This window comes from Kitasatospora sp. NPDC036934, from assembly GCF_055608425.1.
The window spans coordinates 51,857-65,633 of sequence record NZ_JBVJQR010000001.1; the positions used below are offsets into that span (position 1 = coordinate 51,857).

At 74.0% G+C, this 13,777-nt stretch carries 16 protein-coding genes; 7 read left to right on the forward strand and 9 right to left on the reverse strand.

Translation table 11 applies throughout. The features are described 5' to 3' along the window. Positions 1-226: 226 nt before the first annotated feature. The gene (locus ACZ7BZ_RS00235; protein ID WP_470356351.1) at positions 227-736 is read left to right on the forward strand and encodes a transglycosylase SLT domain-containing protein; all 510 of its coding nucleotides are present in this window, start codon (positions 227-229) and stop codon (positions 734-736) included. A 154-nt stretch (positions 737-890) separates the two neighbouring features. Here the strand turns inward: ACZ7BZ_RS00235 and ACZ7BZ_RS00240 are convergent, their stop codons facing one another. The 3 genes from ACZ7BZ_RS00240 to ACZ7BZ_RS00250 form a co-directional block, all read right to left on the reverse strand. Further along, a complete protein-coding gene (locus ACZ7BZ_RS00240) occupies positions 891-1,874 on the reverse strand; it encodes an aldo/keto reductase (RefSeq protein ID WP_470356352.1) in 984 nt (327 codons plus the stop codon). A gap of 91 nt (positions 1,875-1,965) precedes the next feature. Further along, on the reverse strand, positions 1,966-2,598 hold the full coding sequence (locus ACZ7BZ_RS00245; protein ID WP_470356353.1) for a type 1 glutamine amidotransferase family protein: 633 nt from the start codon (positions 2,596-2,598) through the stop codon (positions 1,966-1,968). Between the two features lie 166 nt (positions 2,599-2,764). Then, positions 2,765-3,637 carry a LysR family transcriptional regulator gene (locus tag ACZ7BZ_RS00250; protein WP_470356354.1) on the reverse strand — a complete coding sequence of 291 codons (873 nt, stop codon included), beginning with the start codon at positions 3,635-3,637 and terminating at the stop codon, positions 2,765-2,767. 105 nt (positions 3,638-3,742) lie between these two features. Between ACZ7BZ_RS00250 and ACZ7BZ_RS00255 the strand changes: the two genes are divergently transcribed. From ACZ7BZ_RS00255 to ACZ7BZ_RS00265, 3 genes are all read left to right on the forward strand, one after another. Then, positions 3,743-4,258, forward strand: coding sequence for a cupin domain-containing protein (locus tag ACZ7BZ_RS00255; protein ID WP_470356791.1), 516 nt, complete (start codon positions 3,743-3,745; stop codon positions 4,256-4,258). Next, entirely contained in the window at positions 4,255-4,614 is a 360-nt protein-coding gene (locus ACZ7BZ_RS00260; RefSeq protein ID WP_470356355.1) for a DoxX family protein, read from the forward strand. The genes ACZ7BZ_RS00255 and ACZ7BZ_RS00260 overlap by 4 nt, the downstream gene beginning before the upstream one ends. Before the next feature lie 184 nt (positions 4,615-4,798). Then, the gene (locus tag ACZ7BZ_RS00265) at positions 4,799-5,656 is read left to right on the forward strand and encodes a siderophore-interacting protein (RefSeq protein ID WP_470356356.1); all 858 of its coding nucleotides are present in this window, start codon (positions 4,799-4,801) and stop codon (positions 5,654-5,656) included. 26 nt (positions 5,657-5,682) lie between these two features. Here the strand turns inward: ACZ7BZ_RS00265 and ACZ7BZ_RS00270 are convergent, their stop codons facing one another. Further along, the gene (locus ACZ7BZ_RS00270; protein WP_470356357.1) at positions 5,683-6,342 is read right to left on the reverse strand and encodes a hypothetical protein; all 660 of its coding nucleotides are present in this window, start codon (positions 6,340-6,342) and stop codon (positions 5,683-5,685) included. 312 nt (positions 6,343-6,654) lie between these two features. Here ACZ7BZ_RS00270 and ACZ7BZ_RS00275 point away from each other — a divergent pair, with 312 nt between their 5' ends. Further along, complete coding sequence (locus ACZ7BZ_RS00275; protein WP_470356358.1) at positions 6,655-7,053, forward strand: MerR family transcriptional regulator; 399 nt, start codon at positions 6,655-6,657, stop codon at positions 7,051-7,053. Between the two features lie 16 nt (positions 7,054-7,069). On the opposite strand, the gene ACZ7BZ_RS00280 is transcribed toward ACZ7BZ_RS00275, so the two are convergent. The 3 genes from ACZ7BZ_RS00280 to ACZ7BZ_RS00290 all read right to left on the reverse strand — a co-directional run bounded on the left by ACZ7BZ_RS00280 (position 7,070) and on the right by ACZ7BZ_RS00290 (position 10,415). Then, complete coding sequence (locus ACZ7BZ_RS00280) at positions 7,070-7,981, reverse strand: alpha/beta fold hydrolase (protein ID WP_470356359.1); 912 nt, start codon at positions 7,979-7,981, stop codon at positions 7,070-7,072. 92 nt (positions 7,982-8,073) lie between these two features. Beyond that, positions 8,074-9,228 (reverse strand): glycosyltransferase family 4 protein, encoded by a 1,155-nt coding sequence (locus ACZ7BZ_RS00285; RefSeq protein WP_470356792.1) that lies wholly within the window; start codon positions 9,226-9,228, stop codon positions 8,074-8,076. 62 nt (positions 9,229-9,290) lie between these two features. After that, positions 9,291-10,415 carry a fatty acid desaturase family protein gene (locus tag ACZ7BZ_RS00290; RefSeq protein WP_470356360.1) on the reverse strand — a complete coding sequence of 375 codons (1,125 nt, stop codon included), beginning with the start codon at positions 10,413-10,415 and terminating at the stop codon, positions 9,291-9,293. 342 nt (positions 10,416-10,757) lie between these two features. Between ACZ7BZ_RS00290 and ACZ7BZ_RS00295 the strand changes: the two genes are divergently transcribed. Further along, a complete protein-coding gene (locus ACZ7BZ_RS00295; RefSeq protein WP_470356361.1) occupies positions 10,758-11,363 on the forward strand; it encodes a hypothetical protein in 606 nt (201 codons plus the stop codon). Here ACZ7BZ_RS00295 and ACZ7BZ_RS00300 read toward each other — a convergent pair. Continuing rightward, complete coding sequence (locus ACZ7BZ_RS00300) at positions 11,353-11,820, reverse strand: winged helix-turn-helix transcriptional regulator (RefSeq protein ID WP_470356362.1); 468 nt, start codon at positions 11,818-11,820, stop codon at positions 11,353-11,355. The genes ACZ7BZ_RS00295 and ACZ7BZ_RS00300 overlap by 11 nt on opposite strands. Before the next feature lie 83 nt (positions 11,821-11,903). Here ACZ7BZ_RS00300 and ACZ7BZ_RS00305 point away from each other — a divergent pair, with 83 nt between their 5' ends. Continuing rightward, positions 11,904-12,812, forward strand: coding sequence for an NAD(P)-dependent oxidoreductase (locus tag ACZ7BZ_RS00305; protein WP_470356363.1), 909 nt, complete (start codon positions 11,904-11,906; stop codon positions 12,810-12,812). Between the two features lie 84 nt (positions 12,813-12,896). Here ACZ7BZ_RS00305 and ACZ7BZ_RS00310 read toward each other — a convergent pair whose 3' ends face one another. Continuing rightward, positions 12,897-13,676 carry an NAD(P)H-dependent oxidoreductase gene (locus ACZ7BZ_RS00310; RefSeq protein ID WP_470356364.1) on the reverse strand — a complete coding sequence of 260 codons (780 nt, stop codon included), beginning with the start codon at positions 13,674-13,676 and terminating at the stop codon, positions 12,897-12,899. Positions 13,677-13,777 lie beyond the last annotated feature (101 nt).

Sequence of the window (13,777 nt, forward strand, 5' to 3'; positions counted from 1 at the left end):
CGAGCATATGGAGCCGGAGCGTCGAGGGCAAGGCCTTTCGTGGGGCACCCACCCGCCGGACCTGCCGGACCTGCCGGACCTGCCGGACCTGCCGGACCCGCCGGCCCCTCTGGCGCACCGGGACCGCACCCTCCGTCGCCCGCGTTGACCGTTTGTCTTCCCGTGCCGCCTAGCGTCCCTCCTCGAACCCGGCCCGACCCGGGCCGGCGCCGAAGGGAGAACACTCGTGCTCCGCAAGACCCGCGCACTGCTGACCGGTACGGCCGTCACCCTGGCGCTCACGCTCACTTCGATCACCTTCACCGCCCATGCCGCCGGGGATCAGAGCGGCATCGACGCCTGCGCCCGGGAGGCCCAACTCGCCGGCTTCGCCAAGGACAAGTCCGGCGAGGGCCGCAACGACGACGCGATCTACGCCGTCGCGATCGCCATGGCCGAGTCCGGCTGCGACCGGCTGGCCGTCCACACCAACCAGCCCACCGACCCCGACCCGGGCACCAAGGACCTCGGCGCCTGGCAGATCAACGAGCGGTGGTACCCCGAGGTCCACTACCACGACGCCGAGGTCGTCACCGCCGAGAACTGGCAGGACATGGGCTGGTCGGCCCGCAAGGCCTTCAGGATCGACACCGACGGCACCGGCCGGGGGTGGGCCTCCTGGGCGGCCTGGAAGCTCGGCACCTACCAGCAGTACCTCGGCCAGGCACGCGACGCGGTCTACCGCGTCTGGCAGTAACGCCCCACCGCGGGCGAGCAAGTCGTCCGCCCGTCCGCCCGTCCGCCCGTCCGCCCGTCCGGCCCGACCGGGAGAGCGGAGCGGTGACGGAAAAGGGGCGGCCCGTGTTCGGGCCGCCCCTGCTCCGTTCGTTCGCCCGCGCGGCGGGCCCGGGTTACCAGCGGTCGTGCACCTGCGGCCGGATCCGGCGGTCGTACAGCTCCCGGACGGCGTCGAGGGTGGCTGGCGGCAGCGGCGCCAGCGCGGCGGCGGCCGCGTTCGCCCGGGCCTGCTCGATGTTGCGGGCCCCGGGGATCACCGTCGTCACGCCCGGCTGCTGGATGATCCAGCGAAGCGCCGTCTGGGCGGCCGTCGCGCCCTCGGGCGCGAGCGCGGCGAACTCCGCCGCCGCCTCGACGCCCGTTGCGAAGTCCACCCCGGAGAAGGTCTCGCCCTGGTCGAAGGCCTCGCCGTGGCGGTTGTAGGTGCGGTGGTCGTCCGGGGCGAAGACGGTCTGCTTGCCGTAACGGCCCGACAGCAGCCCCGAGGCGAGCGGCACCCGAGCCAGGATCCCGACCCCGGCCGCCGCGGCGGCGGGCAGCACCCGCTCCAACGGCTTGAGCCGGAACGCGTTCAGGATGATCTGCACGCTCGCGACGCCCGGGCGCGCGATCGCGGTCAGCGCCTCCGCGCACGTCTCCACGCTCACCCCGTAGGCGGCGATCCGCTCCTCCGCGACCAGGGTGTCCAGGGCGTCGAACACCTCGTCGGAGGAGTAGACGGGCGTCGGCGGGCAGTGCAGCTGGACCAGGTCCAGCCGCTCAACGCCCAGGTTCGCCCGTGAACGGTCCGCCCAGGCGCGGAAGTTGGCGAGCCGATAGTGCTCGGGCCGCTGCTCGACCCGGCGGCCGAACTTGGTGGCGACGAACACCTCCGCGTCCGGGCGCTCCTTCCGGTAGCGGCCGATCAGCCGCTCGCTGCGGCCGTCGCCGTAGACGTCGGCGGTATCGAAGAGCGTGACACCCGCCTCCACGGAGGCGTCCAGCACAGCAAGGGCGTCCTCCTCCCGGACGTCCCCCCAATCCGCGCCGAGCTGCCAGGTGCCGAGTCCGACCACCGAGACGGGACGGCCGGTGCGGCCGAGTACGCGCTGTTCCATGCCGCGAGCCTCTCACGCCACGCCGGGCGACGCCTACCCCGGCCCGCGACCGGCTCCGCGACCAGCTCCGCGGCCGGGGTCAGGACCCGGGTCAGGGGCAGGGCAGGGCGGGCCCGCCCGTGCGGACGGCGTGGGTGGCGCCGACCGTCCGGAGGCCGCGGTCGACGGTCTCCTGGTTCTGGCCCACCGGGGCCACGTAGTCGAGGACGGCGCGGGCGGCGTCCGCCCCGAGGGTCCGGGTGATCACCCAGGTGGCGAGGTACTGGGAGGCCAGGCAGCCGCCGGCGGTGGCGATGTTCCCCTCGGCGTGGAACGGCGCGTCCAGCACGGTGAGTCCGCGGGCCTCGACGAAGGGGCGGGTCGTCCGGTCCGTGCAGACGGGCATGGTGCCCAGCAGTCCGAGGTGGGCCAGGACGAGGGCGCCGGAGCACTGGGAGCCGATCAGCTGCCGTGCGGGGTCGAGCGGCAGCAGCGAGAGCGTCCGGCCGTCGGCGACCACGTCGCGGGTGCGCACGCCGCTGCCGATCAGCACGACGTCGGCCTCGGCCACGAACTCCATCGGGCGCTGCCCGGTCACTTCGACGCCGTTCATGGAGGTGACCACCGGCGCCGGTGTGGTGATGAACGCCTCCAGGCCGTCCCTGCGGCAGCGGTTGATCAATGCCGAGGCGATGAAGCTGTCGAGTTCGTTGAACCCGTCGAAGGTGATCACGGCTACCTGCATCACGACTCCTCCGTGCGGTACGGGCGTCCAGTCTCCTGGGAGCGGCCGGTCGGGGGCAACGGTGTCGCGGTGTTCCCGCTCGGATCGGAGCCTCGGGTCCGGGGCGGGGCGAAGGCGGGCGGGCCCAGCCGGGATCTCGCCCGACTCCCTTGTCACGGAACTGCGTTCAACCCGTGGCCGACGCTGCTCGGCGGCGGTAGACGACCGTCGCGAGCTCGACCAGGGAGCGGATCAGCGGGTTGCCGTCGCCCTCGTTCCACGCCGCCACCACCCGGCTCGGTGCCATGTCGGCCAGCGGCACCACGGCGAGTTGCGCGGGCAGGTCGTGCCCGAGCGGCATCAGGCCGACGGTGCCGTTCCAGAGCACGGCCTGCAGGCATTCCTGGACGGCCCGCACCACCGGGCCCTCGCGCGGGATGCCGCCGTGCCAGTAGGACTGCCAGCCGGGGTCGGTGCCCGGCGGGAACCGGAACCAGCGGCGGTCGTCCAACTCGGCCAGCCGCAGCCGGTCGCGGCCGGCCAGTGGATCGTCGGCGCGCAGGACCACGCCGACCGGGTCGGCCCGGAGTGTACGAACCGTCAGGGCGGTCTCGTCGAACGGCGCCCGGGTCAGGGCGACGTCGACCAGTCCGGCGCGCAGCCCGCAGACCGGGTCGGTCAGATCGGTGTCGCGGACGCGGATGTCGATGCCGGGGTGGCGTCCGCGGAAGGCGGCGGCCAGGTCGGAGATCCCCGGGTCGGTGCCGTCGCCCAGGATGCCGACGGTGACGGTCGCGGCGCCGGCCGCCGCGCTCACCCGGGCCCGGAGCCGGTCGGCGTGGTCGAGCAGCCCCCGGGCCTCGTCCAGCAGCACCGCGCCCACGGGGGTGAGCGCGACACCGGCGGGGGAGCGGGTGAACAGCAGGGCCCCGACCTCGGTCTCCAGCCGCTTGATCGCCCGGCTCAGCGGCGGCTGGGTCATGTGCAGGCGGTGGGCCGCCCGGCCGAAGTGGAGTTCCTCGGCGACGGCGACGAAGTAGCGCAGGGTCTGTAGCTCCACGCTGCCACGATACCCATCCGGTATCGGCGCTGCGGGACCGGTCTTGGACACCCGGTGGGCGCCGGCGGTGGAGTGGTGGGCATGACCGAAGACCTCGCAGAAGACATGGCACGCGGCACCGGGAGCGACACCGGAACCGGCGCCGGGACAACCCCCGCCGTCGTCCTGGTGCGCCCCGGTGAGGGCGAGACGATCGTGCTGGGCACCACGCGGATGCGCGTCCTGGAGGACGGCAGCCACACCGGGCACCGCCTCGCGATCGCCGAGTCCGTGCTCGCCCCGCACACCGAAGGGCCGCCGCAGCACCGCCACGCCCAGCACGACGAGGGCTTCTACGTCCTCTCCGGCACCGTGCGCTTCACCGTCGGGGAGCAGGACCACGACGCCGCGGCGGGCACTCTGGTGATCGTCCCGCCCGGCGCCCCGCACACCTTCGCCAACCTGACCGACCAACCCGCCGTCCTGCTCAGCACGTTCACCCCCGACCTGTACGTGCAGTACTTCCGTGACCTCGCGGAGGTGCTCGCCGCCGGCCGGCCGCTGACGCCCCGCGCGAACACCGAGGCGATGAGCCGCTACGCGACCGAGCCCGCGACCACTGCCGCCCCGGGTGCCGAATGAGTCTCGTCTACTGGATCGTCGCGGGACCGCTGGCGCTCTTCTACGGCTACGCGGGCACGCTGAAGACCGTCCGCAGCCCGGATCGGCTCCGGCCGATGATGGCCTGGGTGGACCGCGTCCCGCCGGCCGCCCTCAGGGCGCTGGGCGTGGTGGAGGTGCTCGGCGCGGCGGGCCTGCTCCTGCCGCCGCTGACCGGCATCGCGCCCGCGTTGGCGCCGGCCGCGGCGATCGGCCTCGTGCTGCTGCAGGGCGGGGCGGTCGCCGTCCACCTGAGCGGTGGGGACCGCCGGCTCGGCCTCAACGCCGCCCTGGTCATCGCCGCCGCCGGGGCCGCCTGGCTGGCCGCCGGGCCCTGAGCCCGGTCAACCGGGAGGCCGGACGGCACGGGCGTCGGCCCGCCACCACGCGGTGGCGGGCCGACGCCCCCGCTGAGTGCCGACGCCCCGGGAGTGTCGATGCCCCCCGGGGAGTGGTAACTTAGGTAAGCCTTACCATTTCTGCTCAAAAGGCGCGACCAGCAAGCCCAGGGGGGCACACACCATGGCAGACCAACCGACCCGCCGCACGCCACGGGCCCGTGAAGCACGGGTGCTGCGCACCGAGCGGATCACGCCGCACATGGTGCGACTGGTCCTCGGCGGTGCGGGGCTGGCGGACTTCGACGCCACCGAGTTCACCGACCACTACATCAAGGTGCTCTTCGCTCCCGAGGGCGTCGGCTACCCGGAGCCCTTCGACATCGCGCGGATCCGCGCGGAGTTCCCGCCCGAGCAACGGCCGATCACCCGGACGTACACCGTGCGGGCCTGGGACCCGGCGCAGTGCGAGCTGACCGTCGACTTCGTGGTGCACGGTGACGAGGGCCTGGCCGGCCCGTGGGCGGCCCGCGCCCAGCCCGGCGAGACGGTGCGCTTCCTGGGCCCCGGCGGCGGCTACGCCCCCGACCCGAGCGCCGACTGGCACCTGCTGGCGGGCGACGAGAGCGCGCTGCCCGCGATCGCCGCGGCGCTGGAGCGGATGCCGGCCGACGCGCTGGTGCACGCCTTCATCGAGGTCGCGGACGCCGCGGAGGAGCAGAAGATCGTCACGCCCGCCAGGGCCGGGATCAGCTGGCTGCACCGCGGCACGCGCCCGGTGGGCGAGGCACTGGTCGAGGCGGTGGGCGCGCTGGAGTTCCCGGCCGGCACGGCCTCCGCGTTCGTCCACGGCGAGGCGGGCTTCGTGAAGGAACTGCGCCGCCTGCTACGGGTGGAGCGCGGCATCCCGCGCGAGCGGCTGTCGGTCTCGGGCTACTGGCGGCTCGGCCAGAGCGATGAGGCCTGGCGGGCGGCCAAGCGCGAGTGGAACGCCCAGGTGGAGGCCGAGCAGGAGCAGGCCGAGCGGCAGCAGGTCGGCTGATCGTGGCCGTGGGGGCCGGCTGTGCGTCAGCCGGCCTTCCAGGCCAGGGGCTTGTCGTCCTTGTCGAGCCACAGGACGTACTTGAGGGGCTGGTCGGCCGGGGCCAGGTAGATGGCGCACTCGTGCTCGCTCTGGCCCCTGACGAAGTCCTTGCCACCCTGGGGGACGTCGCTCTCGCACTTGGGGAAGGCGCTGAGCAGGTCGACCTTCCGGGCCTGGGAGGTGTCGCTGATCATGGCGCGCAGCCGCCGGTTGAAGTACGGCTCGTAGATCCCGTTGCCGCCGGTGTGGGTGTAGGTGACGCTCACGTAGTACGGCGTCTTGCCCGTCATGTCCTCCGGCTTGAGGAACCTGGCCAGGTCCGCGATGTCGCCCTTGACCACGCTGGTGGGGCCGATGGCGACGGAGATGTCGCCCTTCTCGCTGTCGGTGTAGGTGCCCTTCGCGGTCGTTGCGGGCGCGAGCGCGCCGGCGAAGCGGCTGGGGGCGGAGGGCGTCGCGGTGGGCGCTGCGGCGGTGATGCTCGGTGCCGCGGTGGCGGCCGTCGACGGCGGGGCGGTGATCGGGCCCGTGGCGGCGGTGGCGGTGGGGGCCGCGCTGGCGGGGCCGTCGCTGTTGTCGGGCCCGCAGGCCGTCAGGAGGAGGGCGAGCGCGGCGGCGGCCGGGACGGCGGTGGTACGGAGCACGGTTGCGGAGCGCAAGGAATCCCCCGGGAGAAATCATGATCGGTCCGACCGGGGCGGATGCCCCTCGTCGGTGCGGGCGAGCCTGGCGGTGTCCGCGTGGCTTGCCCTGGTGATCCTCACCGATCCGTCCGGGCGCCGCCTGAGTACGCGTACTCAAGATCGGGCACGTACGCGCCTGCGGCGGTGGATCGGGGCGGTGGTTCCGGCGCTCGTCGTCATGCCGAAACCGCAGAAGTTAACATGGGTGTCAGGTTCAAGTGCTTCTCCGGCGCCAGGTGACGGCGCGTCGGAGAACGGGGGACGGGGGACGGGATGCGGATCGGCGAGTTGGCCCGGCGCACCGGTGTGAGCGAGCGCTCGTTGCGCTACTACGAGAAACAGGGGCTGCTCTCCGCCGAGCGCACCCTGGGTGGGCACCGGGACTACCCGGACGGCGCGGTGGACCGGGTCGTCCTCATCCAGGAGCTCTTCGCGGCCGGGCTGCGCAGCAAGAAGATCGCCGAACTCCTCCCCTGCATGCGGGACTCCGACGGCGCGCCGAACGCGACCGCCACCCCGCGCCTGGTCGAGGAGCTCGCCGCCGAGCGCGACCGGATCGACCAGGTGATCACCGATCTGATCCGCTCCCGCGAGGTCCTGGACGAGGTGATCGAGACCGCCTCCGGCCGGGCTCAACTCAGCATGGTCGACGGCGAGTCCAGGGCCCTCTGACGCCGGCCGGGTCGGATCAGCGCCCGGAGACGGCGGGCCGGGCCGCGGTGGTGGGGTCCGGCAGGGCGGGGCGGCTCCCGATGATCAGGGCGCGGAGCGCGGCGGCCACCGGCTCGGGGCGTTCCTGCATGGCGACGTGGCCGGTCCCGGGCAGGGCCAGGAGCCGGACGTCGCGGAAGGCCGCGTAGGCGCGGGGTGCGGTACGGAAGGGGACGAGGCGGTCCTCCCGGCCGTAGACGAGCAGGGTGGGAGCGGTGATCCGGCGCGCCTGCTGCCAGGGCGAGGACGTTCCGCGGCGCAGGTAGGTGCGGATGACGGCGCGCACGCCTGCGGTCAGCATCCCCGGGGTGTGGTGGAGTTCGGCGCGGCGCAGGCGTTCCCGGGCCTCGGTCGTCCGCTGCTCGGGGGTGACCAGGGCGGGGTTCGCGTAGATCAGCCGGTAGAGGTCGTCGAGCTGGCGGTCCGGGCTCTGGGCGGCGAGGCGCCGGGAGTACAGGCGGTGGGCGCCGGGCAGGGCGAGCAGGGAGAGCCGCAGGGCCTGGCGCGGCGGCAGGGCGGGCAGCACGGGGGAGACCAGCGTCAGGGTGGCGACCAGGCCCGGACGGTGGGCGGCGAGGTGGAGGGCGGTCAGGGCGCCGAGGGAGTTGCCGACGAGGTGGACGCGGCGATGCCCGGCGCGCTCCAGGTGGCCGGCGACGGCGGCGGCCTGCCGGGCGACGGTGACCCGGCCGTCGGGCGGGGGTGCGGACCTGCCGAAGCCGGGGAGGTCCAGGGCGAGGCAGTGGACGGACGGCCGCAGCAGGCCGGTCAGCGCGGCCCAGTTGTGGGTCCACCCGCCGAGGCCGTGCAGGAACACGGCGGTGTCGGCGGCGGGCGCCGTACTGGGGAGGTACTCGGCGGCGAGGGGCTGGTGCACGGTGGTCCTCATCTCGGGGGGTTCGATGCGTGGCGCGACGGCGGCCTGAGGCGGGTTGCGAGGCTGGCGCGACGGGTCCCGAGGCGGGTCGCGGACGGGTGCCGTCAGCCGGTCCCGACCGGTCGACTCCGCGGCCCGGCCGTCTCCGCGATGGCCAGCCGGTAGTGCCCGATCAGCTGGTCGCCGACCTCCGCCCAGCTGCGCCCGGCCACCGCCGCGCGGCCCGCCCGGCCGAGTTCCGCCCGTAGCCGGCCGTCCCGGGCGAGCCGTTCGACCGCCGCCCGGAACGCGTCGCCCGAGCCGGGTGGGACGAGCAGGCCGGTGCTCCCCGGTCGGACGAGGTCCAGCGGCCCGCCGGCGGCCGGGGCGATGACGGGCAGGCCGCTGGCCATCGCCTCCTGGACGGTCTGGCCGAAGGTCTCGTACGGGCCGGTGTGCGCGAACACGTCCAACGAGGCGTAGAGCCGAGCGAGTTCGGGGCCGGTGCGGCGGCCCAGGAAGAGCGCGTCCGGCAGTGCGGCCTCCAGGGCGCTCCGGCACGGGCCGTCGCCGACGACCACCAGCCGTACGCCCGGCAGCCGGGACGCCGCGGCCAGCCGGTCGACCTGCTTCTCCGCAGCCAGACGCCCGACGTAGCCGACCAGCACCTCGCCGCGCGGGCCGAGCCGGCGGCGCAGGGCCTCGTCGCGGTGACGGGGGTGGAAGCGGGCGCCGTCGACGCCGCGCGGCCACAGGTGCAGCCGGGGGACGCCCTGGGCGGCCAGCGCGCTCAGCGAGGCCTGGGACGGCGCCAGCGTCCGGGCGGCGCCGGTGTGGATGCGCCGCAGGATCCGCCAGGCGAGTCGGGCGCCGGGCTCGCGCGCCACCGGAAGGTAGGTCCTGGTGTACGCGGCCATGTCGGTCTGGAACACCGCCACGGTCGGGATCCCGGCCCGTCCGGCCGCCGCGGCCCCGGCCGCGCCGAGCGCGAACGGTCCGGCCAGATGGACGACTTGGGGCCGGTGCCGGTCGATGGCCGCAGCCAGTCGGCGCCCGGGGAGGGCGATCCGCACCTCCGGGTAGCCGGGCAGCGGGACGGACGGCACCCGGAGGACGTCGTAGCCGTCGGCCCGCTCGGGGCCCCGCCGGGTCCGGGTCGCCGGGGCGACCACGAGTACCCGGTGGCCGTGGGCCGCCAGGTGCTCGGCCGTCCGGAGCACGCTGTGGGCGACGCCGTTGACCTGGGGGGCGAAGGACTCGGTGACGATCAGCACCCGCAGGAGGCCGCCGTCGCGCACCGGGCCGCCCGGGGTGCGTACCGCCGCCCCGGAGGGGGCCGCGCTCACCGGGCTGCTCCCATCGTGGGCCCGGTTTCCGTCCCGGGCCCGGCGGCCGACGTGGGCCCGGCTTCCGTCCCGGGCTCGGCGGCCGACGGCGGCTCCGGCTCGATGGAGCGGCCGACCGCCCGGAGGTCCCGCAGGATCTCCCGGAACGAGTCGACGAGCCCGGCCTCGCAGTAGTCCACTCCGATCTCCGCGCAGTAGGCGCGCACGATCCGCGAGGCCGGGCGCAGCGCGACCACCGGCATGGCCGGGAAGAGGTGGTGCTCGATCTGGAGGTCGAGGCCGCCGAACAGGAAGTGGACGAACCACCCGGCCCGGAGGTTGCGGGAGGGTAGCACCTGCCGGCGCAGGTAGTCCGTGTGCTCCTCGGCGGCGCCGGTCATCGGCATGCCCTTGTGGTTGGGTGCGAAGACGCACCCCAGGTAGACGCCGAGCACGGCGCCGCACAGCACGGCGAACGCGAGCGCCTGGAGCGGCGTGAGGACGAGCAGCAGCAGGGCCGCCGCCAGGGCGTAGTGCAGGGTGGCCAGGGTCCGTTCCAGCACCGGGTGGCGGAGCGGGCCGCGGGCCAGGGTCAGCCCGGTGGCGACGACCAGGCCGAGTGCCTGGAGGGAGAGCAGCGGGAAGAACAGCTCCGCCTGGTGTCTGGCGATGGATCGCCTCAACCCCCTTGTCCGGTCGGCCTGTTCGGTGGTGCGGACGAAGAGGATGGCGTCCGCCGCGGGGTCGCGGCCCTCGCGGTTGGGGTGCGCGTGGTGGCGGTTGTGGTCGCTGACCCACCAGCCGTAGCTCATGCCGACCACCAGGTTGCCCAGCAGGATCCCCGCCAGGTCCGTCGCCCGGCGCCCGGAGAACACCGCGTGGTGCGCGACGTCGTGCCCGAGCAGCGCCAACTGCCCCAGCAGGAAGGCGAACAGCGGCGCGAGGCCGAGCTGCCACCAGCTCGCCCCGAGCGCGGTGAACCCCGCCAGCGCCAGCCCCGAGGCGATGAGCAGGGCAACGGCGCGGTAGGCGTAGTACAGCGGACGCCGGCGCAGCAGCCCGGCCTCCGCGACGCGTCGCCGCAGCTCGGCGAAGTCGCCGTGCCGGACGGCGCGGGCGGTCGGGACGTCCTGAACGGTCATGTCACCTTCCGGGTGTGGGCTCGATCCGGCCGATCCCGGCCGCCGAACCACGGGGCCCGCTCCGGATGCGCGGAGCCTTTCGCATGCGGCCGGTTGCTGTCCCGCCCCGTTCGCGGATGTTCCGGGGAAGTGCCCGATCGGGTGGACGGACGGGCTGGTTGTCCGGCCGTCTGTCCGAAGGGCGCCCGTTCGTTCCGGCGACCTTCCCGGGTCGACCGGCGGGAGGGGGGTGGACGGGAGGGGCGCGGAGTTGACGAGACCGTTCGTGCTCAGGAGCATGTGTCACCGCGCGTGTGCACGGGTGCACGCGGAAGCGGAATCGGTTTCCGGGGGTGTGGGGTCATGACGTTGCTGGTGTCCAGGCGGGGCGTGCGGAGCGCCGGTGGCGCCGTCGCGGCGGCGCTGGTGCTGGCGGTCTTCACGGCCGGGGGAGCGTCGGCGGAGGGGCTCGGCGCCGGCCCGGTCGGGGCCGCGGCGCTCGGCGGGGCCGGGCAGGTCAGCGCACAGCACCTCGTGCCGCGGACGCCGGCCGCGCCCGGCATCTCGCTCACCGAGGGAGAGGTCGGCCGGGTGGGTCCGCGCGGCACGATCACCTACCCGTCCGTGACCAGCTGCCTGGTCGTCACCGTCTACCTGCGGGACGGCGGCAAGGTCGGCGGCCACGCGAGCCTGTTCCAGGTCCCGGGGAAGTACGCCTCGGACGAGATCCTCCCCGCCATCAGGCGCGCCGTCGGCCACAGCCCGGTGAAGGCCGTCGACGTCAGCGGGGCCGTCGGGGCCTGGAACCCCTCCTACTTCGAGAAGGCCGTCGAGCGGTACACCGAAGGAGCGCCCCCCGAGCCCACGGGCGACGCGCGGCGGATCGGCGACACGGTGGCCGAGCTCCTGGGCCGGCCGCGCGCCGAGGTCACCGTCCACGACCTGCCGGACGGCGACATCACGAGGTGAACCGGGCAGCACCGTGCGAGCGGGCACCGGCGGGGCCGTCGAGTTCGCGACCGGGGAGCGGAGGCTGAACTCGCCGCCCGGTCTGTCCGTCGACCGGATCCCCGGCCGCGTCGACCACCGCGTGGCCCTCGCGGTCGATCCGCTCCCGCCCCCAGACGCCGAGCGGCCGGAGGGCCTGATTGAGGGTGTGCCCGTGCTCGGTGAGGGAGTACTCGACCCGTGGCGGCACCTCCGCGTAGACCTCCCGGTGCACCAGGCCGTCGGCCTCCAGCTCGCGCAGGTGCTGCGTCAGCATCTTCTCGCTCACTCCCGGCAGGGCGCGGCGGAGTTCGGCGAAGCGGCGCACGCCACAGGTGTCGAGTTCCCAGAGGATCAGCCCCTTCCACTTGCCGCTCACCACGTCGAGCGCGGCGTCGATGCCGCAGATGTACGGGCCTTGCCTCGGTGCCTTGGCCATCGCCGACCCCCTTACTTATTGGTAAGTACCGCAGGAAATAGTAGGTACTTCCGGGAGCGGTGACACTCTCCGAGCATGGAGGGGTGAACGAACGACAGAACCACAGCAGCAAGCAGAACAGCGCCGTCACCGTGATCGGGCTCGGCCCGATGGGACAGGCGATGGCCCGAACCCTCCTCACCGCCGGCCACCCGGTGACCGTTTGGAACCGCACCGCCGGCCGAGCGGACGGCCTCACCGCCGCCGGGGCGGTACTCGCGGCGACGCCCGGTGGGGCGGTGGCGGCAAGTGACCTCGTGATCCTCAGCCTGACCGACTACCAGGCGATGTACGACATCCTCGGCGGGGCCACCGGGTCGCTGGCCGGCCGGACGCTGGTCAACCTCGGCTCCGACACCCCCGACCGCTCGCGCGAGGCGGCGGCCTGGGCGGCGGGCCACGGCGCGGCCTTCCTCACCGGAGGTGTCATGGTCCCCGCGCCGATGGTCGGTACGGCGGCGTCCCAGGTCTACTACAGCGGCGACGGCCACGTGCTGGAGCGCCACCTGGCGGCGCTGACGCTGCTGGGGACACCGAAGTACCTGGGGGAGGACCCGGGGCTCGCGCAGCTGATGTACCAGGCCCAACTCGCGGTGTTCCTCAGCACCTTGTCCGGACTGATGCAGGCGACCGCGATGCTGGGCACGGCCGGTATGAAGGCCACGGCGGCGCTGCCGGAGCTGCTCGCCTCCGCCGACTCGATCGGCGCCATCCTGAGGGCCGGTGAGGAGACCCCCGGCACGGCGCTCGATGCCGGAGAACACCCCGGCGCCCTCAGCACGGTCACCATGATGGGCGCGACGGCCGACCACATCGTCGACACCAGTGCCTCGGTCGGCCTCGACCTCGCGCTTCCGATGGCCGTGCAGGCCCACTACCGGCGCGCGATCGAGAACGGACACGGCGGTGACAACTGGACCCGCATCATCGACAGCATCCGAGGAGCGCGCTGACCGGATGAGGGAGCGGGGGCGCCCGGACCCGCGCCCCCGCTCGTCCTGTTCGCGCCCCTGCTCGTCCCGGTCCGTCGTCGGCGGTCAGCCGCGCACGTGCAGGCCGAAACCCGTGCGGCCCGCAGGTTCCAGGCCCTCCTTCAGGTGCAGCGAGGGGAGTTCGTAGTCGCCGAAGTTCTGCGGCCGGAACGCGATCGGCTCGGTCGACTCCAGGGTGAGCAGGCGCCGCTCCCAGGCCTCGGCGACGGCCGGGTAGTCCTCCTCGGTCATCCGGTCGGCGCCGTACAGCACGAAGGGCGGCAGAACCTCGATGCCCGGGTAGTAGAGGACGCCGTGCTGGAACGGGAACAGCAGGTCGTCGATGGGGCCGTTGATCCCGCGCGCGGCGTAGTGCGACCGCGGGCCGCCGGTGGTCACCGACAGCAGCGCCCTGCGGCCCGCGAGGGTGCCTTCGCCGAAGCGCTCGCCGTACTTGGTGTCACTGTGCTCGCCGACGCCGTACGCGAAGCGGTGGGTGAACACCCGGTCCACCCAGCCCTTGAGGATCGCGGGCATCGTGTACCACCACAGCGGGAACTGGAAGATGACGGTGTCGGCCCACAGCAGCTTCTGCTGCTCGGCGAGGACGTCCGGGGTGAGCGTCCCGGCCTCGAAGGCCCGGCCGGAGTCCCGGCCGACCCTCAGCGGGTTCGAGGCCTCGGGGCCGTAGTCCGCGGCGTCCGCGACGGCCTTCCAGTTCATCGCGTACAGATCGCTCACCCGTACTTCGTGTCCGGCCTCCTCCAAGGTGGTGACGGCGAGGTCCTTCAACGAGCCGTTGAGCGACTTCGGCTCCGGGTGGGCGTGGACGATCAGCGTCTTCACGGGAACTCCTTCGGATCGGATGCGTTCGGATCGGACGGCTTCGATCCTGGACGCCCCGGCGCCCGGCGTTCAGGGGCCCTGCTTCCGTCGGACCGGACTTC

What these genes read in the sequence shown, in the direction of transcription:
- ACZ7BZ_RS00280 (WP_470356359.1), bottom strand. Translation starts at nt 7,981, where the DNA reads ATGAGGACCACCGTGCACCAGCCCCTCGCCGCCGAGTACCTCCCCAGT.
- ACZ7BZ_RS00260 (WP_470356355.1), top strand. Translation starts at nt 4,255, where the DNA reads ATGAGTCTCGTCTACTGGATCGTCGCGGGACCGCTGGCGCTCTTCTAC.
- ACZ7BZ_RS00300 (WP_470356362.1), bottom strand. Translation starts at nt 11,820, where the DNA reads ATGGCCAAGGCACCGAGGCAAGGCCCGTACATCTGCGGCATCGACGCC.
- ACZ7BZ_RS00275 (WP_470356358.1), top strand. Translation starts at nt 6,655, where the DNA reads ATGCGGATCGGCGAGTTGGCCCGGCGCACCGGTGTGAGCGAGCGCTCG.
- ACZ7BZ_RS00290 (WP_470356360.1), bottom strand. Translation starts at nt 10,415, where the DNA reads ATGACCGTTCAGGACGTCCCGACCGCCCGCGCCGTCCGGCACGGCGAC.
- ACZ7BZ_RS00240 (WP_470356352.1), bottom strand. Translation starts at nt 1,874, where the DNA reads ATGGAACAGCGCGTACTCGGCCGCACCGGCCGTCCCGTCTCGGTGGTC.
- ACZ7BZ_RS00255 (WP_470356791.1), top strand. Translation starts at nt 3,743, where the DNA reads ATGGCACGCGGCACCGGGAGCGACACCGGAACCGGCGCCGGGACAACC.
- ACZ7BZ_RS00265 (WP_470356356.1), top strand. Translation starts at nt 4,799, where the DNA reads ATGGCAGACCAACCGACCCGCCGCACGCCACGGGCCCGTGAAGCACGG.
- ACZ7BZ_RS00245 (WP_470356353.1), bottom strand. Translation starts at nt 2,598, where the DNA reads ATGCAGGTAGCCGTGATCACCTTCGACGGGTTCAACGAACTCGACAGC.
- ACZ7BZ_RS00295 (WP_470356361.1), top strand. Translation starts at nt 10,758, where the DNA reads ATGACGTTGCTGGTGTCCAGGCGGGGCGTGCGGAGCGCCGGTGGCGCC.